The sequence below is a fragment of the Rhizobium sp. 25PS6 genome, assembly GCF_032464655.1.
GTDB classification, from domain to species: Bacteria; Pseudomonadota; Alphaproteobacteria; order Rhizobiales; family Rhizobiaceae; genus Rhizobium; species Rhizobium laguerreae.
The window spans coordinates 1-25808 of sequence record NZ_JAWDIV010000031.1 but is presented as its reverse complement, the minus strand read 5'-3'; the positions used below and the strand labels follow the sequence as shown (position 1 = coordinate 25808).

At 55.6% G+C, this 25808-nt stretch carries 25 protein-coding genes and 1 pseudogene; 12 read left to right on the top strand and 14 right to left on the bottom strand.

Annotation, left to right across the window (positions count from 1 at the left end; genetic code table 11):
• Nucleotides 1-136: 136 nt before the first annotated feature.
• Complete coding sequence (locus RWK44_RS32310; protein WP_127431515.1) at nucleotides 137-487, bottom strand: helix-turn-helix domain-containing protein; 351 nt, start codon at nucleotides 485-487, stop codon at nucleotides 137-139.
• Between the two features lie 178 nt (nucleotides 488-665).
• On the opposite strand from RWK44_RS32310, the gene RWK44_RS32305 reads away from it, so the two are divergent.
• Complete coding sequence (locus tag RWK44_RS32305) at nucleotides 666-1304, top strand: acyl-homoserine-lactone synthase (protein ID WP_127431418.1); 639 nt, start codon at nucleotides 666-668, stop codon at nucleotides 1302-1304.
• 152 nt (nucleotides 1305-1456) lie between these two features.
• On the top strand, nucleotides 1457-2191 hold the full coding sequence (locus tag RWK44_RS32300) for a helix-turn-helix transcriptional regulator (RefSeq protein WP_127431417.1): 735 nt from the start codon (nucleotides 1457-1459) through the stop codon (nucleotides 2189-2191).
• 309 nt (nucleotides 2192-2500) lie between these two features.
• On the opposite strand, the gene RWK44_RS32295 is transcribed toward RWK44_RS32300, so the two are convergent.
• From RWK44_RS32295 to RWK44_RS32285, 3 genes are all read right to left on the bottom strand, one after another.
• Nucleotides 2501-3712, bottom strand: a complete 1212-nt coding sequence (locus RWK44_RS32295) for a beta-ketoacyl-[acyl-carrier-protein] synthase family protein (RefSeq protein WP_221165030.1) — start codon at nucleotides 3710-3712, stop codon at nucleotides 2501-2503.
• Nucleotides 3713-3991, bottom strand: coding sequence for an acyl carrier protein (locus tag RWK44_RS32290; RefSeq protein ID WP_127431415.1), 279 nt, complete (start codon nucleotides 3989-3991; stop codon nucleotides 3713-3715).
• A 624-nt stretch (nucleotides 3992-4615) separates the two neighbouring features.
• Complete coding sequence (locus tag RWK44_RS32285) at nucleotides 4616-5548, bottom strand: LysR family transcriptional regulator (RefSeq protein ID WP_127431514.1); 933 nt, start codon at nucleotides 5546-5548, stop codon at nucleotides 4616-4618.
• Between the two features lie 258 nt (nucleotides 5549-5806).
• Here RWK44_RS32285 and RWK44_RS32280 point away from each other — a divergent pair, with 258 nt between their 5' ends.
• Genes RWK44_RS32280 through RWK44_RS32260 form a run of 5 tightly spaced genes read left to right on the top strand, consistent with a single transcriptional unit; the run spans nucleotide 5807 to nucleotide 10197 of the window.
• On the top strand, nucleotides 5807-6397 hold the full coding sequence (locus tag RWK44_RS32280; RefSeq protein WP_127431414.1) for a NodA family N-acyltransferase: 591 nt from the start codon (nucleotides 5807-5809) through the stop codon (nucleotides 6395-6397).
• Complete coding sequence (gene nodB, locus RWK44_RS32275; RefSeq protein ID WP_127431413.1) at nucleotides 6394-7044, top strand: chitooligosaccharide deacetylase NodB; 651 nt, start codon at nucleotides 6394-6396, stop codon at nucleotides 7042-7044. Before RWK44_RS32280 ends, nodB begins: the two co-directional genes overlap by 4 nt.
• 22 nt (nucleotides 7045-7066) lie before the next feature.
• Nucleotides 7067-8344, top strand: coding sequence for a chitooligosaccharide synthase NodC (gene nodC / locus RWK44_RS32270; RefSeq protein WP_127431412.1), 1278 nt, complete (start codon nucleotides 7067-7069; stop codon nucleotides 8342-8344).
• A 37-nt stretch (nucleotides 8345-8381) separates the two neighbouring features.
• Entirely contained in the window at nucleotides 8382-9416 is a 1035-nt protein-coding gene (nodI, locus tag RWK44_RS32265) for a nodulation factor ABC transporter ATP-binding protein NodI (protein WP_127431513.1), read from the top strand.
• Between the two features lies 1 nt (nucleotide 9417).
• Nucleotides 9418-10197, top strand: coding sequence for an ABC transporter permease (locus tag RWK44_RS32260; protein WP_127431411.1), 780 nt, complete (start codon nucleotides 9418-9420; stop codon nucleotides 10195-10197).
• Between the two features lie 343 nt (nucleotides 10198-10540).
• Here the strand turns inward: RWK44_RS32260 and RWK44_RS32250 are convergent, their stop codons facing one another.
• The 10 genes from RWK44_RS32250 to RWK44_RS32205 all read right to left on the bottom strand — a co-directional run bounded on the left by RWK44_RS32250 (nucleotide 10541) and on the right by RWK44_RS32205 (nucleotide 20141).
• Nucleotides 10541-11593 (bottom strand): class I SAM-dependent methyltransferase, encoded by a 1053-nt coding sequence (locus tag RWK44_RS32250; protein WP_127431410.1) that lies wholly within the window; start codon nucleotides 11591-11593, stop codon nucleotides 10541-10543.
• A gap of 135 nt (nucleotides 11594-11728) precedes the next feature.
• The gene (gene nifT / locus RWK44_RS32245; protein ID WP_127431409.1) at nucleotides 11729-11935 is read right to left on the bottom strand and encodes a putative nitrogen fixation protein NifT; all 207 of its coding nucleotides are present in this window, start codon (nucleotides 11933-11935) and stop codon (nucleotides 11729-11731) included.
• Nucleotides 11936-12153: 218 nt separating this feature from the next.
• Entirely contained in the window at nucleotides 12154-12348 is a 195-nt protein-coding gene (locus RWK44_RS32240) for a 4Fe-4S binding protein (protein ID WP_127431408.1), read from the bottom strand.
• 19 nt (nucleotides 12349-12367) lie between these two features.
• On the bottom strand, nucleotides 12368-13855 hold the full coding sequence (gene nifB / locus RWK44_RS32235; protein ID WP_127431407.1) for a nitrogenase cofactor biosynthesis protein NifB: 1488 nt from the start codon (nucleotides 13853-13855) through the stop codon (nucleotides 12368-12370).
• Nucleotides 13856-14065: 210 nt separating this feature from the next.
• Nucleotides 14066-15625, bottom strand: a complete 1560-nt coding sequence (nifA, locus tag RWK44_RS32230; protein WP_310857351.1) for a nif-specific transcriptional activator NifA — start codon at nucleotides 15623-15625, stop codon at nucleotides 14066-14068.
• A gap of 196 nt (nucleotides 15626-15821) precedes the next feature.
• Complete coding sequence (locus RWK44_RS32225) at nucleotides 15822-16118, bottom strand: ferredoxin family protein (RefSeq protein WP_127431406.1); 297 nt, start codon at nucleotides 16116-16118, stop codon at nucleotides 15822-15824.
• Between the two features lie 11 nt (nucleotides 16119-16129).
• Nucleotides 16130-17437 (bottom strand): NAD(P)-binding protein, encoded by a 1308-nt coding sequence (locus RWK44_RS32220; protein ID WP_310806521.1) that lies wholly within the window; start codon nucleotides 17435-17437, stop codon nucleotides 16130-16132.
• A complete protein-coding gene (locus RWK44_RS32215) occupies nucleotides 17424-18560 on the bottom strand; it encodes an electron transfer flavoprotein subunit alpha/FixB family protein (protein WP_127431404.1) in 1137 nt (378 codons plus the stop codon). Before RWK44_RS32215 ends, RWK44_RS32220 begins: the two co-directional genes overlap by 14 nt.
• 17 nt (nucleotides 18561-18577) lie before the next feature.
• On the bottom strand, nucleotides 18578-19429 hold the full coding sequence (locus RWK44_RS32210; protein WP_127431403.1) for an electron transfer flavoprotein subunit beta/FixA family protein: 852 nt from the start codon (nucleotides 19427-19429) through the stop codon (nucleotides 18578-18580).
• A gap of 103 nt (nucleotides 19430-19532) precedes the next feature.
• Nucleotides 19533-20141: a redoxin domain-containing protein gene (locus tag RWK44_RS32205; RefSeq protein WP_310857350.1), complete on the bottom strand. Its 609-nt coding sequence runs from the start codon at nucleotides 20139-20141 to the stop codon at nucleotides 19533-19535.
• 1342 nt (nucleotides 20142-21483) lie between these two features.
• Here RWK44_RS32205 and RWK44_RS32200 point away from each other — a divergent pair.
• The 5 genes and pseudogenes from RWK44_RS32200 to RWK44_RS32180 form a co-directional block, all read left to right on the top strand.
• Nucleotides 21484-21555, top strand: a pseudogene (locus RWK44_RS32200) (hypothetical protein); the annotation flags it as partial.
• A 48-nt stretch (nucleotides 21556-21603) separates the two neighbouring features.
• Nucleotides 21604-22845 (top strand): Glu/Leu/Phe/Val family dehydrogenase, encoded by a 1242-nt coding sequence (locus RWK44_RS32195; RefSeq protein WP_127431401.1) that lies wholly within the window; start codon nucleotides 21604-21606, stop codon nucleotides 22843-22845.
• 159 nt (nucleotides 22846-23004) lie between these two features.
• On the top strand, nucleotides 23005-23943 hold the full coding sequence (locus RWK44_RS32190) for a hypothetical protein (protein WP_127431400.1): 939 nt from the start codon (nucleotides 23005-23007) through the stop codon (nucleotides 23941-23943).
• A gap of 154 nt (nucleotides 23944-24097) precedes the next feature.
• Nucleotides 24098-25387, top strand: coding sequence for an ATP-grasp domain-containing protein (locus tag RWK44_RS32185; protein ID WP_127431511.1), 1290 nt, complete (start codon nucleotides 24098-24100; stop codon nucleotides 25385-25387).
• 18 nt (nucleotides 25388-25405) lie between these two features.
• A complete protein-coding gene (locus tag RWK44_RS32180) occupies nucleotides 25406-25801 on the top strand; it encodes a hypothetical protein (RefSeq protein WP_127431399.1) in 396 nt (131 codons plus the stop codon).
• Nucleotides 25802-25808: the final 7 nt, after the last annotated feature.

Sequence of the window (25808 nt, the reverse complement as noted above, 5' to 3'; positions counted from 1 at the left end):
GTCGGCGAGGGCAGGGTGGGCTAGCCTTCCTGCCGGTCTCGTCATTGAAACCCTAACTAGAAAGATCGTTGATACGGTGGATTTGAGCAACCTAAAGCTGTTGAGCGCAAGGTAAAAAAACCGTGCGGAATTGTGCTTAGCGTAACGCTTGTTCCGGAGGGATGGATTCGAGCAGCCCAATAAGATTGGACCGAGCCGCCGCAGATCGGCCACGTAGCGCCATTACCCACAGCAATTCCGTGGCGGAGATCGCGCTGTTCCTATGCCCGTCTATGGTCCCTCGCCCCAAGAGCAGCCAATCGAGGGAAACATCCAGCAGGCGCGCGAGAGCGCAGGCGCTTTCCAGGGACGTATGGCCGCCATTTTGCCAGCGCGAGACGGCCGCGACTGATACATTCAGTTCGGCTGCAAGAGCGTGTACTTTCCGGAACTTGCCCCGAGATATCGCTTCTCGAATGCGTTTGCCGCGGGCTGGATCGTAGGTCACGAACGATTCTTCCTTGGTTGCGTTGAATTGGCAGCCACAGCGAGCTTGAGATCGATCAAGCTTCGGAAATGCCTGTGAAAATGAAAGGTAAGTCGAAGCGCCGGTCAATCTGGTGAAATATCCAGATTGCTCGAGGTCGGCGCCTGTTGTGAAACATCGACGATCAGGAGGAACGGATATGTTGCGGATACTCACCAAAGACATGCTCGAGACCGATCGACGTGCGTTCGATGCAATGTTTCGGGCTCGCGCCGTCGTTTTTCGCGATCGGCTGGGATGGCAGGTCGATGTCCGGGATCAATGGGAGAGGGACCGATATGATGAGGTCGAAGATCCCGTATATCTCGTCACTCAACGACCTTCGGGCACACTGACAGGTTCGCTACGCCTGCTGCCGACCACTGGCGCGACGATGCTCAAGAGCGAGTTTCGGCATTTCTTCGATCAGCCTATCGACGTCGACAGCCCGACGACCTGGGAATGTACTCGCTTTTGCGTTCACCCATCTGCCGGACACATCGCGCAATCGCGCGCAGTCGCCACCGAACTGCTCTCAGGGCTTTGCGCTCTTGCCCTCGGCGCCGGTATCGAAAACATCGTCGGCGTCTATGATGGGGCGATGGTCGGGGTGTATCGCAGGCTCGGCTGGAGGCCGACGCCGCTTGCCCGATCACTGCCCGAGATCGGCAAACTGTATGTCGGCCTGTGGGACGTGACTGGAGATAACTGTCGGACACTTCGCACCAACCTAGCCCGACTTCTCAATCAAACCTCTTCCTGTCCTGGCAGGGCCCTTGTCGATGGTGGCATGCGGTAAGGCCAGTCGCCGTCCCGCCGCCCACAGTGTCGTCAGTTCCTTAACCTGTTCTTCACATCGCGCCATGGTTGCCATAAAACGTTCTTTTCTCGCTAACCGCGAAATGTTACGATTACCCCAGTCAGGAAAACACACAACCGCGAGTCCATCTCATGCTGAGCAGTTCTCGTTTTTTCTACAGTTTGGACCGGATCTCCGCATCGCCGACGTTGGAAGATCTGGAAACGACGCTGGACGAAGTCCGCCACATCTATGCGATATCGCACATGGTTCTGCATGTGACCCGCTCCTCGGGCGCAGCGGCCAACAATCCATTGCTGATGCTGACCTACCCGCCCGAGTGGGTGAAGCAATATCTTGCCCGGGATTACTTCAGCATCGATCCCGTCGTGCGGCTCGGACAGCGCGGCTTTCTGCCCGTGGAATGGTCCGCGTCAAAATGGGATTCAGGGCGCGCTCACGGCTTCTTTAAGGAGGCGATGGCCTTCGGTATCGGGCAGCAAGGCGTGACACTGCCGGTGCGTGGGCCTCACGGGGAGCGATCGCTGTTTACGATCACCTCCAATCAGCCCGCCTCCTACTGGCGTCGGTTCCGCATGGACAGCATGCGCGACCTCCAGTTTCTCGCCCACCATCTCCACGACAGGGCCATGGTTCTGTCGGGCCTGAGAAAAACTGCGGATTTTCCGCAATTGTCGCGCCGCGAACTGCAATGTCTCGATATGACGGCCAGCGGCCTAATGGCAAAGCAGATCTGCGCCCGCTTGTCCATTTCGGTAAGTGCGGTGCAGCTCTATCTTGCGTCGGCACGCCGAAAGCTGACCGTCGCCACGACCAGTGAAGCTGTCGCCAAAGCCACGGCGCTCGAATTGATATCAGCGTGGTGATAGCTTTCTCCGATGACCACGAAGGCCGCAAAGTCACCGAAGGTTCATCAATGCCAACAAGCAGCGGTGCCGAGCCCACTTCGTCAGACGTGTGTGCTCGCTGATGCCGGAAAGAGCGGGCGACCGGCTGCATCCCTCTCATCCCACAGCCTTTGCCCCGAGACGGCGGAGTAGCATGGTTTGCGCGGAGGAAAATTTCAGATGCGAGAGTATCCGAGGAATTAGAGCGAGACTATTTGACAGGATTGCGGTGCCTGCTTCAAGCATGTGCCGCTGGCCTTACAAGGGTTAGTCGTGACGATCTTCACTTCATTGCACCTGCTTGAACGCAAGGACAGCATTCATGCCGCCCATGGCGAAGGCGTTGCTCATGGCCACGCCCACCCTGCGCTCTCGGGGCACATTTGGCGTGACGTCCAGATCACAATCGGGGTCTGGTTCGCGATAGTTGGCCGTGGGCGGCACGACACCTTCTTGGATCGCCATCACGCAGGCTATCATTTCGAGCGCACTTGCTGCCCCGAGGCAGTGCGCGTGAGTGGATTTGGTGGAAGAGATGGACATCGATCGAGCATGGTCACCAAAGACGCGCTTAATCGCTGTCGTTTCGATCTGATCGTTGGCCTTGGTGCCGGTGCCATGGGCGTTGAGGTAGTCTACATCCTCGGCATTTAAACCCGCATCAACAAGGCAGGCGCGCATCGCCGCCTCCGGCCCATGCACAGCTGGTGCAGCTATGTGGTAGGCATCGGCGGAAAGGCCGATGCCGGCGACCTCGGCAAGCATCGTTGCACCGCGGGCGGCGGCATGCTCATAGCTTTCCAGCACGGCCATGCCCGCACCTTCGCCCAAAACTAGTCCTTTCCTGTCGCCCGAGAATGGCCGGCAAGTATCTGGAGCGAGTACGCGCATTGCTTCCCATGCCTTAAGCACGATCCACACGAGTGGCGCGTCGCTTCCTCCAGCTAGCATAACGTCCGCCCTACCGAGCTTGATCTGATCTACCGCTGAAGCGATCGCATGGTTGGCCGAGGCGCAGGCAGAGGTGGCACCGAAGACTGGCCCCCGCAGCCCGAGGTTCATGCTTACCTGACAGGCAGCCGCGCTAGGCATTGCCTTTACCCCAGTGAATAGCTCAGTGCGAGTCGCGCCGCCCAATAGGAGGGTGCGGTAGGCCTTCTCGGTAGCGTCCCAGCCGCCAAAGCCAACGCCCACTGTCGCGCCGAAACGGTGGGCATTTCCTTCATTGCACGAAAGGCCGGCCTGTAGCATGGCTTGTTTAGCTGCAAGCACGGCTAGCAGGCTGAAGCGGTCCATGGAGATGAGCTGTTTGCGATCAATGTCGTGTTGAGGCAGCACCTTGATCTCGGTCCCGATCATCCCCTTCAGCTCATGAATCTCTGAGTTTGAGATCGGGCCGATGGCGGAGCGGCCTTCGCGCATCTCCGTCCAGATAGAGGAAGCATCGGTGCCCAGTCCGCACAGTCCGCCCAATCCGGTGATAACGACGCGTCTGTCCATTCAGACCTCCTTGGTGAGCAAGCCACGGACGGCTTCCACCACGTCGCCGATATTGTTGAGGTTCGACCAGGCATCGGCCGTATTCATCTCGATCTTAATGCCGTAGAGCTGCTCCAGATCCCAAAGGACATCGGCCAAACCCAGCGAATCGATGCCAAGTGAAGTCAACTCAGTGTCAGTCGTTATTTCGCCGAGCGCTACGATCGTTCTCCCGCCGTCTTCAGCTTTGACGAGCTTATTGATCGCACTGATAATTTCCAGTGTGAGTTGATCAGCCATTTGTATTCCTCTCCATCATGCCTAATTTCGACGAGCCGACGGCCTTGCGAGAAGGCTCGATCTAATTGCTGCTAACATCGGAAGATGTTCCGGCTCGTCTGCGAAGTGACGACAGAAACCAATAAAACTTACCGGAATCTCACCGCGCGGCTGCCCTGCTATGGATCATATGGGATCATTGGTAAAATTGATTGTGTGGATCAAATGCATCCACGCTATGGATTGTGGCTCGACATATTGCCGCGGCTAACTTCTCGCGCCGGCGCCGTTTCAAACCCTCAAGAACAAGATTCATCGCGGGATCGAAAGTAGAGCGTCGGCTACTATCCCGGGTCGGCGCGTTGGTCATTTTCGCGCAGAAGCGCATGTGCGGAAGGTCGGGGAAGTCACCGCAGCTGGATGCTGGTTTCCGCGATCGGCCGAACATAGGTTACAGGAATAAAGTTTTGAATCACCTTTGCATGAGGCCAGGGAAAGCATACGAATCGTACCTTCTCAGGTAGAAACGATCGCTCTCGGCAATAGCTTCGATTGCTAGCTGAGCTGAGGCGGCGGGGGCCGCCTGTAACATAATGCCTCCTTTGGGAACACAGCCAACGCGCTGTGATGAGCCGGCGGTGCCGCTTACGACGTACAACTTTCCATCTCAGATTCCATGCGCGAAGCCTCTTGGATCATAATCTCGCGCATCCAGATGTTTCCAGGATCAGTGTTGTGAAGAGCCGGCCATTGGACAGCCTCAGTGAATGAAAGAAGCGGCAAAGGATGCTCAATGATTCTTAGTGGGATAGTTCGTTCGTAATGTTTGACCAGCCGCAGGGGGATGGTTGCTATTCGATTAGTGCCAGACAGCAATGGCGGGATCAAGTTAAACCCCGGGACGACGAGCTCAATACGCCTCTTGAGGCCGTGCTGCATCAATAACCATTGCTCTACGGAAGGCTTAAGACCACGTCCGAACTTAGCCGCAACATGTCCCATGGACATATATTGCTCCAAGGAGAGCTGCCCTTGTAACTGCTCGTTCGTAGGGCAGCCGACGCACACCAGTCTCTCTTCGAAAAGCCTTGCCTTCGGATGGGCGCCGGACATGAATAAATCCGGGAGGATCAGAAAATCGACATCACCACGGCGGAGAAGCTCCTCCGGATCGTCGTCAAGTGGCAGCAACTCGAAGCTGACCCCTGGCGCCTCCCGAGCTAAGCGCAATATTATCTTGTCGAAGAAGACCAGTGCCATGAAGTCTGAGAGGATAATTCTGAATCGGCGGTCGGACTCCGCTGGGTTTATTGGATCCCAAGCTATAACGGAGACCTGGATATGCAAGAGGGCTTCGCGGACAGCGGGGGCAAGTGCCTCTGCACGCGGGGTCGGAACTAGCTCCCGTCTCTGCATGATAAAAAGGTCGTCGCGGAAATAGTCGCGCAACCTAGAGATGGCGGCGCTCATGGCGGGTTGGCTGAGGTTGATGCTGCGCGCCGCTGCTGTGAGCTTGCGCTCGGTCATTAGAGCGTCGAGTGCTACAAGAAGGTTTAGATCTAGGCCTTTAAAACGCATGGGTTGAATATCCATTTCATAGATGATTGCCATCCAAACAATCAATTTTACCAATCTTTCGGATCACTTATAGAAAACCCGGAACTTGATCAATATCAGGGCCAGGAACTAAAAAACGAAGTGCCGGGCAGGGGCCCGGTTCGAGACTCTTAAACCTCTTAACCGCTCGATTGCCTAACCGGCAATCCAACAAGTATGCGCAACAATATCGCGCAGCTCTGATCGTGGTTGGGCGAAGAAACAACTTGGAGCTTTTGCATGTCTTCTGAAGTGCGATGGAAAATATGCTGGGAAAATGAGCTGGAAGCTTCCGACCACGCGGAACTCGCTGATTTTTTTTGTAAGACCTATGGACCGACGGGAGCGTTCAATGCCAAGCCGTTCGAGACTGGCCGAAGCTGGGGTGGTGCGAGGCCCGAACGCCGCGCAATCGCATATGACTCGCACGGCGTCGCTAGCCACATGGGCTTGTTACGCCGCTTCATAAAGGTCGGTACGACTGATTTGCTTGTGGCTGAGCTAGGCCTGTACGGAGTGCGACCGGATCTAGAAGGATTAGGCATCGCTCACTCGGTCCGCGCCATGTTTCCGGTTCTGCGCCAGTTGAGTGTTCCATTTGCTTTCGGAACAGTTCGCCACGCCATGCGGAATCATATGGAAAGATACTGCCGAGACGGGACCGCCAATATTATGACCGGGCTGCGTGTGCGCTCCACGCTTCCAGACGCGCATTCCGACCTGCCAGCCACGCGCACTGAAGATGTCCTCGTATTGGTGGTTCCCGTCGACCGTCCAATGACTGAGTGGCCCGCGGGCTCGTTGATTGAACGAAACGGGTCGGAACTATGAAACGGCCCGCATATATGAGCGAAGTACCGGTCAATCACACAAGCGGCCACGAAGCTCGCTGCGTTTACTTGACGTTCGACGACGGTCCTAATCCATTCTGCACGCCGCAAATCCTGGATGTTCTAGCTGAGCACCGCGTTCCGGCGACATTTTTTGCTATCGGCTCATACGTGAAGGATCACCCCGAACTCATTCGGCGTCTTGTGGCGGAAGGTCATGATGTCGCCAATCATACCATGACGCATCCCGACCTCGCCACCTGCGATCCCAAGGATGTGAAACGTGAAATAGACGAGGCGCATCAAGCTATTGTCTCGGCCTGTCCCCAAGCCTTGGTCCGGCACTTACGAGCGCCTTACGGGGTTTGGACTGAAGACGTCCTTTCAGCATCGGTGAGGGCTGGACTTGGAGCCGTTCACTGGTCGGCCGACCCTAGAGACTGGTCTTGCCCGGGCGTCGACGTGATCGTTGATGAGGTGCTTGCTGCTGCTCGGCCTGGGGCAATCGTGCTTTTGCACGACGGGTGTCCTCCCGATGAGGTTGAGCAATGCTCGCTTGCCGGACTCCGTGACCAGACGCTCATAGCACTCTCTCGAATTATTCCGGCACTGCATAGCCGCGGATTCGAGATTCGTTCACTTCCCTGAAACACTGGACAAACGAGAAACCATGACCCTGCTCGCAACAACCAGCATCGCCGCCATCTCGCTTTATGCAATGCTCTCCACTGTTTATAAGAGCGCGCAGGTCTTTCATGCTAGGCGGACAACGATCTCAACAACACCTGCGAAAGACATTGAAACCAACCCCGTGCCAAGCGTTGATGTCATCGTGCCGTGCTTCAACGAAGACCCAATCGTTCTTTCGGAATGCCTCGCGTCGCTTGCGGAGCAAGATTATGCCGGAAAATTGCGCATCTATGTAGTCGACGACGGTTCCAAAAATCGCGACGCGGTTGTGGCTCAGCGCGCTGTCTATGCAGACGATGAGAGATTCAACTTCACAATTCTCCCTAAAAATGTTGGAAAGCGCAAAGCGCAAATCGCCGCTATAACCCAGTCCTCTGGGGATCTCATTTTGAATGTGGACTCAGACACCACGATCGCCCCCGACGTCGTATCTAAGCTTGCCCACAAAATGCGGGATCCAGCAGTCGGTGCGGCGATGGGCCAAATGAAAGCCAGCAACCAGGCGGACACCTGGCTAACTCGCTTGATTGACATGGAGTACTGGCTTGCCTGCAACGAGGAGCGCGCGGCACAAGCTCGCTTCGGTGCAGTTATGTGTTGCTGCGGCCCATGTGCGATGTACCGTCGGTCTGCTATGCTTTCGCTGCTCGATCAGTACGAGACGCAGCTTTATCGCGGCAAGCCGAGTGACTTCGGCGAAGATCGCCATTTGACGATTCTCATGCTGAGCGCAGGCTTTCGAACTGAGTATGTTCCGAGTGCCATCGCGGCGACAGTCGTTCCAGACACGATGGGTGTTTATCTACGCCAACAACTACGCTGGGCACGCAGCACCTTTCGGGATACTTTGCTTGCGCTCCCCGTACTGCCTGGTCTCGATCGATATCTCACGCTGGACGCAATCGGGCAAAATGTCGGCCTGCTACTTCTTGCGCTGTCGGTATTGACAGGAATTGGCCAGTTTGCGCTGACCGCCACACTACCCTGGTGGACGATCCTGGTCATTGGATCCATGACTCTTGTCCGCTGTAGCGTGGCTGCCTATCGCGCCCGCGAACTGAGGTTTCTGGGTTTTGCTCTCCACACGCTTGTGAACATCTTTCTCTTAATTCCCTTGAAGGCCTATGCCCTTTGTACCCTATCCAATAGCGACTGGCTGTCGCGCGGATCAGTCGCGATTGCGCCCACGGTTGGGCAGCAGGGCGCTACCAAAATGCCAGGGCGGGCGACATCTGAAATTGCCTATAGTGGCGAGTGATGAACGCGTCACTGCAGCTCAAAATCTGGGACAAGAAATGAACGGGCAATTAACGAATTTGAAGACGACGATCGCTGATCCGCACCAGGATCATCTCATCCTATCGGAGCGGCAGCACCAATCGAAATTTAAGGCAATGGATTCGCCTTCTGGCTCATTGTCCCCAGTCGCAATCGACCTGGCCGGCGTTTCGAAATCATATGGTGGTAAAATCGTCGTCAATGACTTGTCGTTTACTATCGCCGCAGGAGAATGTTTTGGTCTTTTAGGACCGAACGGCGCAGGTAAAAGCACGATCACCCGTATGATCCTCGGAATGACGTCGCCGAATGCAGGCAAGATCACTGTACTCGGAGCGCAGGAGCCGGGCCAGGTTCGCTTGGCGCGCGCGAAAATCGGGATCGTGTCTCAGTTCGATAATCTCGACCTGGAATTCACGGTCCGCGAGAACCTTTTGGTATACGGCCGCTACTTCCGCATGAGCACCCGAGAAATCGAAACGGTGATCCCATCGCTGCTTGAATTTGCGCGACTTGAAAGCAAGGCGAATACGCGTGTGGCAGACCTATCGGGAGGGATGAAGCGACGCCTCACTTTGGCGCGTGCGCTCATTAATGACCCGCAGCTACTCATTTTGGACGAGCCGACCACTGGCCTCGACCCACACGCGCGCCACTTGATCTGGGAACGACTTCGATCGCTGTTGGCATGCGGCAAGACAATTCTTCTGACGACCCATATCATGGAAGAGGCTGAGCGGTTGTGCGACCGGCTGTGCGTGCTTGAAGCTGGGCGAAAGATCGCCGAGGGCCGACCGCATGCCCTGATCGAGGAGCAGATTGGCTGTCCTGTGATCGAAATTTATGGCGGCGATCCGCAGGAGCTTAGTCTCTTGATCAGGCCGAATGCTAGGCGACTGGAGATCAGCGGAGAGACCCTGTTCTGCTACACGCCTGATCCAGAGCAGGTGCGCGCGCAGCTGCGTAGATATACGGGCCTGCGCTTGCTGGAGCGTCCACCAAATCTAGAAGATGTCTTCTTGCGGTTAACCGGACGCGAGATGGAGAAGTAGAATGAGCGTAGCAGCATTATCCGCCGGCGGTTTAAATTGGCTCGCAGTTTGGCGCCGGAACTATTTGGCTTGGAAAAAAGCGGCGTTGGCATCCATTCTGGGAAATCTAGCCGATCCCATTATATATCTATTCGGGCTCGGCGCTGGATTGGGAGTGATGGTGGGGCGCGTTGACGGCGTATCGTACACTGCTTTTTTGGCGGCTGGAATGATCGCGACAAGCGCGATGACTGCTGCAACCTTCGAGACTATCTATGCGGCCTTTGGCCGAATGGAGGGCCAGCGCACCTGGGAAGCAATGTTATACACGCAGCTCAGGCTGGGGGATATCGTCGTTGGGGAAATGGCGTGGGCGGCAACCAAGGCGTCGCTCGCAGGCACCGGTATTGGTATCGTCGCCGCCATGTTGGGATACACTCACTGGCTGGCTCTTCTCTACGCTCTTCCGGTCATCGCCATCACGGGCTTAGCCTTTGCGAGCCTTGGAATGGTCGTCACGGCCCTCGCGCCCAGCTACGATTATTTCATATTTTATCAAACGCTGGTCATCACACCGATGTTGTTTTTGTCAGGCGCAGTCTTTCCCGTAGACCAGTTGCCCGTAGCATTCCAACAGATAGCCGCCTTCTTGCCCTTGGCACATTCGATAGATGTTATCCGCCCGACGATGCTGGGCCAACCAATCGCCAATGTCTCCCTGCATATCGGCGTTCTCTGCATCTACATAGTCGTACCATTCCTCGTGTCGACCGCATTGCTTCGGCGGCGACTAATGCGGTGACGGATGCTGCTTCACATCATCATCAGAATCAATCCGGTCGGTTTGCTTTGCTTGGCCCGGCATCTCGCAAGTCGTATGGAGGCCAGGCGACGGCGCGTCTCCTGGTAAGCGACTGGCCTTGTGATGACGGTGAGGAAAGGCTGCCGTCAAGGGTGCCGACACATTGCGTGCGGTCAGTGCGGGTATCGCCGCTGTCTCGCTCGTGCAGCAGGGAGTTGAAGAGCGGCGACCGGATCTGCCCTCAAGCGCAAAACGGTCCAAATTCAAGTGCTAGCCGCCTTCAACGTCACGTGTGCGCCGAGAGCCCGCCCCATCTGGCATGTCCCGGATGCACCACTCCTTCTCACCAAGTTGCTTCGAGCACCATGTTCAGCGGCGTCTGGGCTGCTCGTCTGACATGTGTGAACCCGCCTGACCGGATCACCTCCGTCAATCGCTTCTCTCCCGCCTGAGCGCCAAGTGCTAATCCCGTCTCCTGCGCCAGGGAGGTGGGAACGCAGATCATCGTCGAGGCGGAGTAGTAGAGCCGCCCGACCGGGTTGATATTCTCCTCAAGCGTGTCTCCCGCCAAAGGCTCGACGACCATCCAGGTGCCGCCTTCCTTCAGTGCTTTTTTGATATGAGACGCCGCGGCTTCCGGGTCGCCCATGTCGTGTAGGCAGTCGAAGCAGGTGATCAGATCGAAGTCGCTACCGTCGAAGTCCTGCGCGCGGCCCACCTCAAACTGCACGTTCGTCAAACCGTGCGCTTCAGCGTGCGCTTTCGCAGCCGCGATCGAGCCCAAATGAAAGTCGTAACCCGTGAACTGGGATTTGGGAAAGGCCTGCGCCATCAGAACCGTTGATACCCCGTGCCCGCATCCGACGTCGGCGACCGTTGCACCCGATTTCAACTTGGCGTTCACGCCATCGAGCGCCGGCAGCCACTCCTGGACCAGCGCATTGACGTAACCAGGGCGGAACAGCCGCGCGACAGCGCAGAACATGCAGCCAGCCTGGTCACCCCAGGCAACGCCTTCACCTGTCTTGAAGGCAGACTGCACCTTCGCCTGATTTCCGACCATGGCGGCAGCCGTATCGAAGGCGCCAATCAGGTTGACCGGGCTGTCGGGTTCAGCAAACACGTAGGCCTGCTCGGGCGTGAGCGAGAACCGGCCATTCTCGTAATGCACATAGCCCGAAGCCGCCTGCGCTGCCAACCACTCGCGCACATAGCGAGGCGTGCATCCCGCGGCCACGGCAACCTCCTCGGCCGTCGCGGGTCCGATCGCCTTCAGCGTCTTGTAGAGGCCAAGGTCATCGCCGATCCGCACCAGCGGCACGCTGAATGCACCACCAAGGTCGCCAAAGATGCGGTCCACGAGCTCCTTAAGCGTTGTTTCGTTGAGTTGGGTCATGTCGGATTCCTCCTGATATACGGGCAATCTTTTGCCAATCGTCGTCTTCAACGGACCGGCAAAGGATGGATGCTCTCGATGGGGCGTATGAACTGCTTGCGCTTTGCACTTCGTCTATCGACCGGCGCACGCACTCTAACTGGATAGCCTCCTCGCATCGACAGTGACGGGCAGGCGCCTGTTCTGCGACAGGTCGGGAAGAGCAATCTGCCATCCGTTTTTCAGCAGAATAAAGCCGCCCCATAGGCTTTTGTGCTCAACCGAGATGATCGGTTCCTCGAGGTCTTTCTTGTGAATATAGGCCGATAAGCCGACGTCAGTTCTGCTGATTGTCACTCTCATGCATGTTCCTTCTCGCTGGCTGCTTTGGGAGCTTTCAAAGTCGAGCGTTATCAAAGCCCATTATTCTGGTTGGAAATATCCCCAGGCCGATACCTCCGTTATGGCTCTACATCAGATTTGGGCGGAATCCGCTCACTGGATGTGATACCGGTAGTACGCAATTTTCTAACCGCATGTTCGCCCGCTCGTCTCATTTTTCGCGCTTTAGTCGGTGGCGATCAAGCAGGGACGCAGGTCTTTGGCATCGGACACACCGAAGCGCATTGTTGCGTGTCAAACTCACCCTTGCACTCGGTACATTTTTTTGAATCCACAACATATCCTTCACCTTTGAAACTGATCGCATCTGAGGGACATGCAAATTCGCAAGAGCCGCACTGGGTGCACTGGGATGCAATGATCTTATAAGCCATGTTTCAACTCCTGAGTCAGTCAGAGGGGTAACGCCGTCGGCATCGACGGCTTGCGGTCAAACTCGGCGATGTACAGCGCGCCGATCGCAGTCTCGATGTAAGCATAGGCAAATGCGTCCGTTGCTCGCACGCCAGCTTTTGCCAACCGCTTCTTTGGTCCATCGCCAATTTTGGCAGAGAGCAGAATATCGATACCGTCGAGTGCAACGATGATTTGATCCAGAGCGCTCTCCTCGCCTACGCCACCCAAGCAATATGGCAGAACCTTACGGTGTCCCACCAAGTTGATCCCTTTTCGAGAGACGGCATACAATTGGAGTTCTCTTACCTGACCGAAATGTTCGTTGATCCGGCCGCCACCTTTAGTCGCCACGGCAACGACAAGAGTTCCCGACGAACCCAGTGACTTGACTGCTTTGTTCGCGTCCAATTTTGCTGCAAATTGATCCTCTCGCTCATGCTCGACCAGCTTCCGATATACCTCGCGCTTGTTGGCATCGTATCCAGCTTTGGTGGAGATTTGGTCGAGGGCAAACTCTCGCTCACGATCATCGCCCAGCAAACCGATGGCGTCGGCCCGGCACTGTTGGCAGTGGCGCATAAGCTTAACGTTACCATCGAGACAGTCTTGAAGTGCCTTTAGTTCGAACTGCTCCGGGCAACGCTGACCCGTGAGACCGTAATAAGTACCATGCGAATGCTTTGAAATCAGGGGCACAACATTGTGCATGAATGCCCCGCGGTCTCTGATCCATTGGTTAACTTCCACGAGGTGCGTGTCATTGACGCCTGGAATCATAACCGAATTGATTTTGGTGAGGATGCCGCGTTCGGTCAGCATTTCCAAACCCAACATTTGGCGCTCGTGAAGGATCCTGGCACCTTCTATCCCAGTGTATCGACGATGACCGTGGAGTATCCATGGATAGATCTTCGCCCCGACTTCCGGATCCACCATGTTGATGGTGATCGTCACGTGATCGACGTTCATGTCAGCTAGCTCATCGACATGGTCCGGAAGCGCCAATCCATTCGTAGAAATGCATAGTTTGATGTCAGGTATTTCTCTGGCAACGCCTTCAAACGTCGCTACTGTTTTCTTCCAGTCGTAACAAGCGTCGCCCGGTCCGGCAATGCCGATTACGGAAAGCTCCGGCACTTTGCTGGCGACGGCAATCACCTTGCGTAGTGCCTGGTCGGGAGTTAGCTTGACTGATGCGACCCCGGGACGGCTTTCGTTGGTGCAGTCATATTTGCGATTGCAGTAGTTGCACTGGATGTTGCAGGCAGGTGCGACCGCGACATGCATGCGAGCAAAATAGTGATGGGCTTGCTCTGAAAAGCAGGGATGGTCTTTGATTCTCTCCCAGATCCGCGCATCCATGTCATCCGTCACCGAAAGGTCATAGGACGAAGATGCGCGGCCGCCGCGCATAGCGGGCGCCATCGGCGCCCGGTCGAAGGGGGCGCTGCTGGTCATCCCGACCTCTATTTCCGGTTCCGACATCGCATTGTTCCATTGGCTAGGAAAGGTTAAACCTCCAAAAGCAAGATCGATTCCGGTCGACGAGACATTGCTGTTTAAGCGCTTATGTCGCCTTTACCGCCCGTTTCCGCGCTCGCTGTCGGAGATGTTTTGTAGCAATCAAGGCAGGATTGCGCCCGAAGTCGCTTCTCCGGCAACCAAAGCTTACGATGCTCTTGACATCGCTCACCTTCACTCTTTGATCACATCGATACCAAACCGGCGCAGCGCATAGCCCACCTGCCGCGGCGTTTTCCCTAGTATACGAGCCGCCTTGGCCTGTACCCAACCAGCCTTCACCATTGCATTGATCAGCCGATCACGCTCAGTGAGACCGGGTGCCTCCACTGTGGCTGCGGAACCCGTGAGAGTACCTGCGTTGGCCCCCAGTCCGCCTAACGTTGCATCTCGTGGGTTGAGACGATGCACCGCGTCGTTGCCAATACCGTCGTGGGCGTCTTTCCAGAGGAGCGCCGAAGAACACTGGTCTTGCTGACAGGCAAAATCTGATGAAGCGATCGTATTTGAACTGGCGAGAGTAGCGGTCCTTTGTACGCAATTGTCCAGCTCACGAACATTGCCGGGAAAGGCGCATTTCGACAAAATGTCTATTGCCGACGGCGCGAAGTCGAGATCTCGATCATTTGCCTTGTTGAATTGCTCGAGAAACACTTGCGCTAGAAGCGAAATGTCTCCGTCGCGCTGCCGAAGCGGCGGCAAAATGATGGGCACCACATTGATCCGGTAATAGAGGTCGGCTCTGAACTCCCCTCGAAGGACGGCCACTTCAAGGTTTTTGTTGGTGGCGCATATAACTCGGACGTCTACTTTCAATGTCTTCGTTCCGCCGAGACGTTCGAATTCGCCTTCCTGTAACACGCGCAATAACTTCGCCTGGAATTGTGGTGATACATCGCCAATTTCATCAAGCAACAGCGTTCCGCCATTGGCCAGTTCGAAGCGTCCAGCTCGTTGAAGGAGAGCGCCGGTGAAAGCACCCTTCTCATGGCCAAACAATTCGGATTCCAGAACGGTTTCCGACAGCGCGGCGCAATTCAACTTAATAAACGCCTTGCTTTTCCGTATCGATAACGCGTGTATTGCTCTTGCAAAGCATTCCTTGCCAGTGCCGCTCTCTCCTCTCAAGAGCACCGCGGAGTTCGTCGCCGCCACGATATTGGTGGTAGCTAATACCCTCTTGAGCGCGGGGCTCTCCCCAACGATCCAGTCGATTTTATCGAGCTGGGTGGGTTGAGGCTTGGAATTGATTTTCGGAATCTGTCCTGCTTGTTGTTCCTCGGCGACTGCGCCGCCATCGCTGCACAATTCGCGATAGCGCTGGCAGGTTAAGCCGATCAGGACGGCAATCATTGCCAGAAGGGCTTCGTCCTCATCTCCGCTTTTCTGCGCGAAATCAATCCACAATGCGCCAATTGCTTTCCGGTTTACTTTAACGGGGAGAACGGCAGAATTTTTCCCAAAGTGCTTCTCACCGCTAGTGATGACACGATTTATTGCGTCCGCGTGTTCAATCGTAAGAGAACGCGAGCGAACGTCGTGCCCAATGGGAGCCCGCACGTTTATCCAGGGCTCTCCTCCGGCGCCGTGAATCACGATTCCGCCATCGCGCAATTGCAGATGCTTGACGAGGGCGTTCATCGCAGCCTTCAGTACGTTGTCTAGAGGAAAAGAAGAGATGAGCTCTTTGGATATGTCGTAGAGTATATGGAGCCGCGCCTCTGGTTTAATCATGCCTACAAACAGGGGAGGGTGCACTGCTTTTTACCCTGGTGCGCGAAATATGCTAACGCATATTCCTAAGTTAAAAATACGTGTTCCGGCGGCATAGAAAATTGCCTTTCGAAAGGTGATGAGTGGATGCACACTCAATCGCCGCCGCTAATGCAGCTGGATCGGTCGCTGCTATTCCGGCGGAGGTAGGGACTCCTCATCCAAATTTGAAGAGGACCCCGAACCCGCCCCGGGGATAATTCCATTTGATGTCGCCACTCGCTTCGCATAGCACTCTGCATGTGCCGCATTCCAAACAGCCATCGGAAACAATCGCCACCTGACCAATTTCGTTCACTTCGTAGCATTTGGCCGGACAGACTTGCGTCAAGGCGAGCAGGTTCGGGCTTGGCGACCGGTGCGGTCGCACTGTGATATGCGGACGTCCAGTGTCGACGAGATATCGGTTTTGGTACAGCTTGTCCTCAATGCGCTCAATGATGGTCGCCTTCATCGAATTTTCCTTTAACGCCAAGATGCGGCGGAGCGGACCGCGTCGCTGATCAACCCCCAACGGGATCGTGCCTTGACAAAGGAGGCAGCTGTAGCCTTCTCCCTGTTGATTTTAGGTGCACCGTCGACACGCACAAAATTTTGCGCTGCCTGTGATATAAGCGTTGGATAGGTCATGAAAAAATTGTGACTGTCGGTGTGGAGGAGGCTTGGAAGATCTTTGTGTTTGATCAGGTCTTTCATGACGAACGACTTATCCAGCATGCCCTTATAGAGAGAGAGATTGCGCTTCGTCATCAAGCCGCCACGGCTCTTTATCTGAGAGATCGCTTCGCCGGCCATGAGGCCTGATGTCATCGCGAGGTTTGATCCCTCCCTATGCACGGCATTGTTTAGTTGCGCCGCATCGCCCACGACCACCCACCCGTCGCCAAAGAGTTGCGGGATTGCCTTGAAGCCCCCTTCGGGAATAAGATGCGCGGCGTATTCTTTTATCTCTGATCCGGCCAGTAATGGTCGGATCGAGGGATGTCGCTTGAAGGCGTCAAGAAGGCGGTACGGATTTTCCATGCCTTCTGCTAAACCGGAGACGAGGCAGCCGATCCCCACCGAGATCGACTCCTTGTTGGTATAAAGGAAGCCCAGTCCGGCCATTCCGCGTGAGATCGTGCCGCCGGCTTCGATCACACAGCCTTCGCTACCGTTGAGGCCGAAGCGCTCTGCGATGACCTCTTCCGGCATGAAATGCATTTCCTTGACAGCGAGTGCCACGTTTTCCGGCTTCGGCATATCGCGTAACCCGGCTCGTGTTCCAAGCAGTCCGTTCACGCCCTCAGCAAGGACGACTACGTCCGCGAGGATCACACCGCCCTCTCGGTCCGTGTGAACGCCTATTACTTTACCGTTCAGGTCCCAAGCGAGTCTGGTCGCTGTCGTTTCACAAAGGACTGTGCCTCCCGCCTCGCGCACCTTGCGTGAGAACCATTTGTCAAACTGGGCGCGGATGATCGTATAACGGTTTGGCTTCAGTTCATTGAAGTCATCAGAGCGATAGTGCACGCCCGTGTGCGACGAGTCATCCATTAGCCAGAATCGTTGCTCGACCAGATGCCGTTCAAGAGGGGCGTCATCGCGGAATTCTGGGATAATCGCCTCCAACATGTTGGCGTACAATATAGCCCCTTGAACATTCTTAGAGCCCGAATGTTCTCCGCGCTCCAGCTGCAGCACTTTTAGACCGCGACTAGCCATCGAATACGCTGCGGCGTTACCGGACATCCCGGCACCAATGACGATCGCGTCGAACTTACTCTTGGTCATCTAGCCTTCCTCGGTCCATAACCTTGATAGAGTTGTGCGGTGGCATTCGCTTGGCGAAAGCTTCTGTCAACGCCGGCAAGAACTCCAGCGCGCAAGCGACAACGCCGATGTGGGCGAAGTCAAAGATCGGAGCGTTCTGGTCGAGGTTGATAGCGACAATCAGATCGGCTCCTTCGACGCCAACGCGATGCTGGACCGCGCCAGATATTCCCGCCGCGATGTAGAGCTTGGGTCTAATGGTATGGCCGGACTGACCAATTTGTCGATCAGCAGGCATCCAGCCTTTTTGGACCAGTGGGCGCGAGCACCCGACTCCCCCGCCGATCGTCGTTGCCAGGTTTCTCAAGTATTGCAGGTTTCCTGCAGTGCCGAGGCCGAGACCGCCGCCAACCACAATGTCGGAGTTGGCCAGATCGGATTGCTCAGACCCACTGTTGCAAAGGAACGCGAGGACTTTGGTGACGATCTCCTCCTCAACCATCAGGAGTTGATGTTGGATAACGCGTCCGATTGGCTTATCCACACGTTGCGGCGTCGCCATGACCCTGGACCGCACCGTTGCCATTTGCGGCCGGCTGTTCAGCGTGTAGATCGTGCACAACAAGGACCCGCCGAAAGTTGGCCGCGTTGCTGCGAGTGAACCATCTCCATCCACATCCAGCTCGGTGCAATCAGCCGTAAGCCCTGTTTGTAAGGTCGTTGCTACAGCACCGGCTAGGTCGCGGCCGAGCGTGGTCGCGCCGAGAAGGAGAATTTCTGGTTTGTGAGTAGTGACCAGATCCGTCAAAGCCTTGGTGAAGGGTGCGTTTCGATAGTTGTCGAGGAGGGGCGATTCTACCAGATAGGCGACATCAGCTCCGTAAGCGAAGGCCTCTTCGATCGCAGGCTTGGTGCCCACGCCTTCAGACGAACCGAGGATTACCCCGGCCAGTTGGACACCCAGTTTGTCAGCTAGTCTGCGGCCTTCGCCGAGGAGTTCAATTGATACGGGATGAACATTGCCGCGCTCAAGTTCCATGAAGACCCAGACATGCCGGTGATCTTCGAAACACTTAAGCAGCTTTTTCCCTGAGCTGGCGCGGCCGACCGCGTTTGCCGTCGTTTCATTTTTTCTAGCGACCAAAATCTACTCCTCGCTGCTCACCGATTGCCATGGGACGTGAGCTTGCGTTCCAAAACAGGCTGGCGGGCAAAAATTGCAGCGACCGTCTCCGCGGCGACCTCGGCCAACGTTTTGTCGTTAATCTCCATTTGCATAGCTTTTTCGGCGCGCGGACCAGGAGCGAATACTCGCTTCACGACCGTCGGCGATCCCCGCAGGCCGCATTTGGTCAACTCCCCAATGCCGGCGTCAGCGGCCCCCCATTTAAGAACCGGGCTTCGCGCTGCACGGAAGGCGTCATCAAGAGAACCCCGGCGGATAGCATTGACACCTTCCAGCACGGTGATGAGACATGGCAACGTGCTCTTCAGCATCTGCGTGCCGCTCTCCGCGTGCCGTTCAACCATGAGCTCGCGCGAAGTGGGATCAATGGAGACAATCTTCGTTACGTAAGTCAGTTGCTGGAGGTTCAACCTCTTTGCAATTCCGGGTCCGACCTGGGCCGTGTCGCCGTCAATTGTCTGCTTTCCCGTAAAGACGATATCAGGCGCCCCATAGCTCTCGCCAATCTTCGCTACTGCTTGAGAAAGAGCATACGAGGTCGCCAGCGTGTCAGATCCAGCAAAGTGGCGGTCGGTCAGAAGCACTGCGCGGTCTGCGCCGTGGGTAAGGGCTTTGCGTAGCGCTTGCTCAGCCATGGGCGGTCCCATCGTCAGAACGGTCACCTCGCCCCCATAGCGGTCACGAACTTGAAGTGCCTCTTCGAGAGCAAACAGGTCGTAAGGGTTAATGATGGTCGGTACGCCTTGGCGCATGATCGTATTTGTCACCGGGTGGACGCGTATCTGCGCAGAGTCAGGCACTTGTTTGATACAGACCACGATGTGCATAGTCGTTTAAGCTCCCCAATCGGATTCGGGCTTTAGGGACCCGGCTAACTTTGAGCACTGCTCGCGCCAATAAAGTTGCGCCGCAAGAAGATGCTGTCCGGGTTCAGGTTGATGCCCTCCTCAATGGCCGAGAGCGCCGTCTTCCAATTCTTAATCTCTGTCGCCGCCGAGACTCGATCATGGAACTAATCGCCGCAGCATAAGTCTCGCCTTCAGCAATCCGCTCCTTTTCGGCATTCTTTGCTTCCGCGCTGGCGCGCCAGCTGCCGTTAATCACTTTTGGCAAAACGTCCTCGAGCATAATCAGATCACCGATAAAGGCGATACTACAGTCTCGGTCGACAACGAACGTCTTTGGAACGTGGAACGACAGGCTGGCTTTGAGCCAAACCTCTTTCATTTCGCCTGAGTGGTCGAACCCCATCCGAATGCTCGTATTCGGGAGCGATTTGGTTATAGACGCGTCCACCTGGGCTCGGGCGTCGTCAGCCGTTGCAGCTTCCTCACTTGCTGCGATCCCGATGAACTCAACTCCCGTGTCGCTGAATTTCGCCAGATCGGATATCTCCTTCCCGCAATAACCCCAGGTAGTCGAAAAGAACGCAACGATGCATATTTTGCCGAGCTGGATTTTGGAAAGCGGATCGCCGCGCAGCCAGTTCTGCACTTTGATCGAAGGGGCTGGAGAGCCGCTACTTAAACTAGAGGCCATGTTTTATGCTCCACAGTATTTTATGGGCCGCTTCGTGCTAGAGGAATGAGCCCTTCCGGCCAAGTATCAGGTCGATTTGTTTTGATATTGAAAGGCCATCGCGGCGATCGTTCCATAGGTTGGACATTGAACGTTTGTGATCCCGTCTTCTGAAATGGCTTCTGCGGATGCGGCGTGACATTGCAAATTCCTTCTTCTGAGAGCGTGACGATATTCACCGTCGTGACGGGAAGGTGCCGAGGTCTGATGCAGATGATGCAGGAGGCCATTCCAAATCCCCTCGCTATTTAAGTCGATTGCTGGAGGGACAGCCTCCTTCCAATGCCGATCAGACCGGGGCCGTGTCGCCGTCAATTGTCTGCTTCCCGACGAAGACGATACCAGGCCTCCGAAGTCCGGCACTTGCTTGATACAGACCACGATGTGCATAGGCGTTAAGCTCCCAATCGGATTTGGGCTTTAGGGACCCGGCTTACTCTGAGCACTACTCGTGCCAATCAGGTTGCGCCGGTAAGCCTTCGAGATTGCACATGTTTCGTTGTCGTTATGCGGAGGGGTTTTGTAGGGGTGCCGACATGTCGTGTCGCAATCCGCCCCGATCACCACAGCGAACCGAGGGGCGGTTCGATAGGCTTCAGGTCGGATAAGTCCACGATAGCTGCGCCACGAGCCGGAAGGTTTCAACGCCGAATAATACGCCGGGAAATAGCAAGGGGACTGAAGTTCTGGTGCGGTGGGCGTGTATCGAGATTCGGTTTACCGTTGATAGTCTGACTAGCGACACCGTATGCGCGATCAGAAGCACAGCGATCGAGAGAATAACGTTGCGGGCGCCTAGTGAGGTTGGACAAGCGGTTTAACTGGACGTTGCGGCGTGAGCAGGATCATTGGCAGATGCGTAGAGAAATCCTTGCTGGGAATCTCAATCGAAAGCCGTCCATAAACGCTGCCGCAGCGCATCGAGCTCTTTCTCCGCCTCAATCGTTACATCAACGCCGTTCTGATCGGCTGGGCGAGCTACCGTATGATCAAATGAACAAGCCGAAGCCACTTGATCTGACGCGACTTGCTACATTGAGCCAGCGCCATCCTTCAGACGCATGACAACAATCCAACATTGTCGTCACCTTTGTCAGATCAGCGACAAAGGTTACCTCCTCGATCGCGCGCCTTTTCCGCCCACATAACTGGAATAGCAGGGAATTATTGTTCGTCATCTAATCGGCCTGCTTGGCATGAATCTTGAGAGCTATTGCGAGGCAGCGGAAACGGCCGCCGCCGCGTTGCGGAATAACCGCATTGCTTCGAACACAGGAAGGAACGCCAAGCATGGCAGCTCTGCGTCAGATTTTATGGAAAGGGCGGATTTGGCAAGTCCACTACGTCCCAAAACACGCTAGCGGCCCTCTTGGACCATCGCGTACCACGGATACCGGTGATCATTCGAATTGGGATACGCTAAATGGCCAGCAAGTTGAAAAAGGCCCTGACACGTCTTGTTGATGCGGCCAAGCACCTCAACATCGACCCGATAATTCTTGAAAGATGGGCGTCCCCGAAAGCGACCACGCACGCCCGTCTGACGATCCAAATGGACGACGGTTCACACAAGCACTTTCCGGCCTTGCGCTGCCGCTATGACGATACCCGCGGCCCAACCAAGGGCGGCATTAGATATCACCCTAGTGTAACGGCAGATGAAGTAGAGACGCTCGCCCTCCTGATGACTGTCAAGTGCGCAGTGGTGGACCTGCCATTTGGTGGCGGCAAAGGCGGCGTCCAGATTGATCCTCACCCTCTCTCCAAGACTGAACTGGAGCGTCTTGCGCGTGGCTATGTCCGTTGCTTTGCCCATGTCATCGGGCCCAACCGCGACATCCCGGCGCCCGACGTCAACACCAACGCAACGACCATGGCATGGATGGCGGACGAATACGCTTCTATCGTTGGCGAATGGACGCCGACGGTCACCACCGGTAAGCCAATCAGCCTTGGTGGCTCGCTTGGCCGTGATGATGCGACGGCCCGTGGCGGCTATTATCTCCTCCAATTCCTGGCGAAGGACCTCGGCTTTACTCCGGGTGCACGAGCCGCGATCCAAGGCTTCGGCAACGCCGGATCTCACATGGCGCAGTTGCTCGAATCGGCCGGATACAAGATCGTGGCCGTTTCCGACTCAAAGGGTGCAATTCGTTGCCCGGCGGGCCTCGATATCAAAAAGCTGAATGCTGCTAAAGAGCGCAACGGAGGCGTTACCAGCTTCGCGAGTTCAGACGGTGTCTCGAGAATTGCTGCCGACGAACTGGTTTCGGTGGATTGCGACCTGCTCGTTTTGGCAGCCCTGGAGGACATGGTCCACGCGGGTAACGCTGCCAACGTAAAGGCTCCGATCATTCTTGAACTCGCCAACGGCCCGATCACGCTGGAGGCTGATGAGATCCTCAAGAACAGGGGCGTTGTCATTCTTCCGGATATCCTCGCGAATGCGGGTGGGGTCGCTGTCTCGCATTTCGAATGGGTGCAGAACCGCCAAGGCGACCGTTGGCTCATTGAGGACATACATGCCCGGCTGAAGACGAAGATGGAAGAGGAAGGAGCCGCAATATGGGCGTGTGCGAAGGACAAGAACATCACCCTGCGAAGCGCCGCCTACGTCCACGCGCTCTCACGACTTGTAGACGCTATTGAGGCGAAGGGGACTTAGCAATTCTTTGCAAGCTAATGGCCGAAAGGAGACCAGTACGAACCACCGCTGTGCGGAGTGACAGCTAAAACATCTAAGTCCGAGGCGCGGTTCATTGGAGTTTCGAAGTCGAGCGCCTCTGACATCCCTAGGCCTTCAGCCAAGATCAGGAGTGAAATGATGACCGATATCGTTGGGCACTACGTTGATCACGAAATGACGTCGCCATTTCAAATGGCGCAGCATTCAGCGAAGATCAAACCGATGGCGATCGATTTAGCGAAACGCGGGATCCTTTTAATCACAACCTGCCTGCGCGTTGAAGTCTATGGAGAAGAGTCTGCGCTCGGAAATATAGATCTTTTGTTCTCTGGTTTTCCGCGCGCGCTTGTCAAAGGTGCGAGGGCTGTTGCTAAGCGTCTCGCGGAGATCTCTTCCGGTGCTAAATCCCAGATCCTTGGGGAGCCCTACGTTAACGATCAAGTTTCGAATGCTGTCGCGCTCCTTGATCCGGCGCTTCCAATTTCTCGGATCGCACGGCTGGCACTAGGTGTGGGTCGCGCATCGCGAGAGCGACTGCACTTCATCGCACCGTTCAACTATGATCGAATTGTTTACGACTTAATAGCCGAGCAATTTAAGGGGATAGAGGAACCCGGCCGTCTTTACATGATTGGGGCAGGTATGCTGGGGCGCGACCTAATCAGCACTGGAGGGGCAGATCGATTCCGTTCCACTGTAGTCGTAACGCGGAATCCCAAAAAACTTCGCAGGCGCCTCCGGGGCTCCTCTGACAGGGAAATCGCGATAATGCGTCCAGAAGAGATTGGGGGCGTTCGAGAGCTGCGATCATGCGCTGTTATCGCAACCGCCGATTTAAGTGAAGATTACAAAGCGGCTCTAAAGGGCGCCCTTCTGCGACTGGAGCCACGCATCATAGTGGACCTTTCGTCAATTCCGGTGCTGTCGAAATGCGCGGTCCCGAAGCTCAACTATGTGACTATGTACGACCAAGATTTTCTCAGGCTTATAGATCTGAACAATCAGCATTTGGTGTCTAAACTGCCTCTACTTCTTTCCGATATCGAGAGAACGCTACCGACGGCTGAGGTCTTCTAGACTACGTCATCTATTTACTCACGCAGGGGACACTCTTGTGGCCAGTAAATTGCGATGCAATACGCGAACCTTGGAAAAATGGGAACCTCTAGAGACAATTCAGTGCGAATTTGCCTTCGGATACAGCCTCGGACGGATGGAGGGTCAACACCCAATGCGAACAAAAGCACTCGTACTCATTGAAGGATCGAGAAGTAATGGTCTGCTGTACGTCCAGGCCGCCCGACGTCGTGGACTACAACCGATTACCCTGGCGGCTGATCCAACGCAGTATGACTACCTTATGGCGGAAGGCGGTAAGGCGATAATGGTCGATACTGACGATTTCGATTCGGTGAAGCGTGAGTGCCTCAATCTGGCTACGACCTATGATATTGCCGGGTTTGTCGGTTTTGCGACCCGCGGCGAGTCGGTTAACGTGACGGTCGGAAAGCTATGCCGGTGCTTCGACCGACCAGGTCCGGACCCCCTTTTGATCGAACGTTGCTGCGACAAATTTAATCAACGTCAGCTCCTGACGCAAAATGGCCTGCCAGTGCCGACCTTTCGATGGGCAGCTAGTGCAATGACTGTGGATAGGGCTGCCGCTAACATCGGGTTCCCGGTTATTGTTAAGCCCGCAGTTGGGAACGGAAGCAGCGGTGTCCGATTATGTCGCGATGCCGCTGAGTTAGCCGAACACACAACCTATCTGCTGGGAGGGGCTTTCCCCTGGCGGTCTTCGCCGACAATACTTGTTGAGGAGTTCGTAGAAGGGCCTTTTTATGACGTTGTTACAATGGGGAACGCAGTCATTGCGATTGGTTCAGCCGAATTTGGGCCCCCGCCTCATTTCGTTCCTCGTAGAAGCATGTTTCCAGCCCAGCTAACTGATGAGGAGCACGAGGGTATCACGGATGTCTCGTTGAGGTGCTTGCAAGCACTCGGCCTCGGCTGGGGCCCAGCAAATGTTGAACTCCGCTGGACAAAACGAGGCCCAGTCGTGATGGAAGTCAACCCACGGCTTCCGGGTTGGACCACTTCTCGGCTGGTCCAGTTGGCCTACGGTCTAGATGTCATCGAACAACACATCAACCTTGTTATCGGGGAAAAGTGCGACCTGCATACAAGCCGCTCCCGCGTCGCGGCTGCCCATTTTTTCGTACCTGATCGGGACGGCACACTGGCTCACATCAGAGGTACCGATCTGGCGGAGATTGTACCAGGGATCGCTGAGGTTAGATTCCATGTTGACCCGGGAGCCTCTCTTGTCAGGAAAGGTGATTATCTAGACATAATTGGACATGTTATCGCCGCTTCGACCAACCACGCTGAAGCCGAGGCGATACTTCACCGAGCGTTGAACCTAGTCGATTGGGCTGTAGCGCCATCTCCGGATGAACAGGGCAACGGGAGACTGCTTGGCACTGAACCACGGAGTGTTTCAAGACCTGGTACCTTCTAAGATACGACGGAGATATGTATGTTTCTCAAAGCCGACGGAACTCAAGTGTGGTTGCGGAGTTCGACCAGATTGCCGTATTTGTCCCTGGTCGGCGCCATTGAAACTTCAGAGAGCTATGACGTAATCCGATCCAGACTTTCTCGAGCTTACGAAATGTTCCCCGGAATGGCATCCGATGACGCATTCCTGGTGCTAGAAGCCGAGGGCAGTAAATTGGTCTTCTGCGCTCGGCCGGACAAAGTGTGCGCGTTGTTGTTCCTGGGAAAATTCACACTCGCCGGAGACAAGCAACGAATCGGTTTGCTCGAGAGTTGCTTTGAATTGATGGTAAACTCTGTAAACGAAATCAGCTTGCGGGTGGGCGCGACGATTCATTTCGAGGTCGTGCAATCAGAACTCGCTTCACAAGCTTGAGGTTTTT

Coding starts and splice junctions, on each gene's coding strand:
- RWK44_RS32305 (WP_127431418.1), top strand. CDS start 666: ATGTTGCGGATACTCACCAAAGACATGCTCGAGACCGATCGACGTGCG.
- RWK44_RS32300 (WP_127431417.1), top strand. CDS start 1,457: ATGCTGAGCAGTTCTCGTTTTTTCTACAGTTTGGACCGGATCTCCGCA.
- RWK44_RS32295 (WP_221165030.1), bottom strand. CDS start 3,712: ATGGACAGACGCGTCGTTATCACCGGATTGGGCGGACTGTGCGGACTG.
- RWK44_RS32290 (WP_127431415.1), bottom strand. CDS start 3,991: ATGGCTGATCAACTCACACTGGAAATTATCAGTGCGATCAATAAGCTC.
- RWK44_RS32285 (WP_127431514.1), bottom strand. CDS start 5,548: ATGCGTTTTAAAGGCCTAGATCTAAACCTTCTTGTAGCACTCGACGCT.
- RWK44_RS32280 (WP_127431414.1), top strand. CDS start 5,807: ATGTCTTCTGAAGTGCGATGGAAAATATGCTGGGAAAATGAGCTGGAA.
- nodB (WP_127431413.1), top strand. CDS start 6,394: ATGAAACGGCCCGCATATATGAGCGAAGTACCGGTCAATCACACAAGC.
- nodC (WP_127431412.1), top strand. CDS start 7,067: ATGACCCTGCTCGCAACAACCAGCATCGCCGCCATCTCGCTTTATGCA.
- nodI (WP_127431513.1), top strand. CDS start 8,382: ATGAACGGGCAATTAACGAATTTGAAGACGACGATCGCTGATCCGCAC.
- RWK44_RS32260 (WP_127431411.1), top strand. CDS start 9,418: ATGAGCGTAGCAGCATTATCCGCCGGCGGTTTAAATTGGCTCGCAGTT.
- RWK44_RS32250 (WP_127431410.1), bottom strand. CDS start 11,593: ATGACCCAACTCAACGAAACAACGCTTAAGGAGCTCGTGGACCGCATC.
- nifT (WP_127431409.1), bottom strand. CDS start 11,935: ATGAGAGTGACAATCAGCAGAACTGACGTCGGCTTATCGGCCTATATT.
- RWK44_RS32240 (WP_127431408.1), bottom strand. CDS start 12,348: ATGGCTTATAAGATCATTGCATCCCAGTGCACCCAGTGCGGCTCTTGC.
- nifB (WP_127431407.1), bottom strand. CDS start 13,855: ATGTCGGAACCGGAAATAGAGGTCGGGATGACCAGCAGCGCCCCCTTC.
- nifA (WP_310857351.1), bottom strand. CDS start 15,625: ATGATTAAACCAGAGGCGCGGCTCCATATACTCTACGACATATCCAAA.
- RWK44_RS32225 (WP_127431406.1), bottom strand. CDS start 16,118: ATGAAGGCGACCATCATTGAGCGCATTGAGGACAAGCTGTACCAAAAC.
- RWK44_RS32220 (WP_310806521.1), bottom strand. CDS start 17,437: ATGACCAAGAGTAAGTTCGACGCGATCGTCATTGGTGCCGGGATGTCC.
- RWK44_RS32210 (WP_127431403.1), bottom strand. CDS start 19,429: ATGCACATCGTGGTCTGTATCAAACAAGTGCCTGACTCTGCGCAGATA.
- RWK44_RS32205 (WP_310857350.1), bottom strand. CDS start 20,141: ATGGCCTCTAGTTTAAGTAGCGGCTCTCCAGCCCCTTCGATCAAAGTG.
- RWK44_RS32195 (WP_127431401.1), top strand. CDS start 21,604: ATGGCCAGCAAGTTGAAAAAGGCCCTGACACGTCTTGTTGATGCGGCC.
- RWK44_RS32190 (WP_127431400.1), top strand. CDS start 23,005: ATGACCGATATCGTTGGGCACTACGTTGATCACGAAATGACGTCGCCA.
- RWK44_RS32185 (WP_127431511.1), top strand. CDS start 24,098: ATGCGAACAAAAGCACTCGTACTCATTGAAGGATCGAGAAGTAATGGT.
- RWK44_RS32180 (WP_127431399.1), top strand. CDS start 25,406: ATGTTTCTCAAAGCCGACGGAACTCAAGTGTGGTTGCGGAGTTCGACC.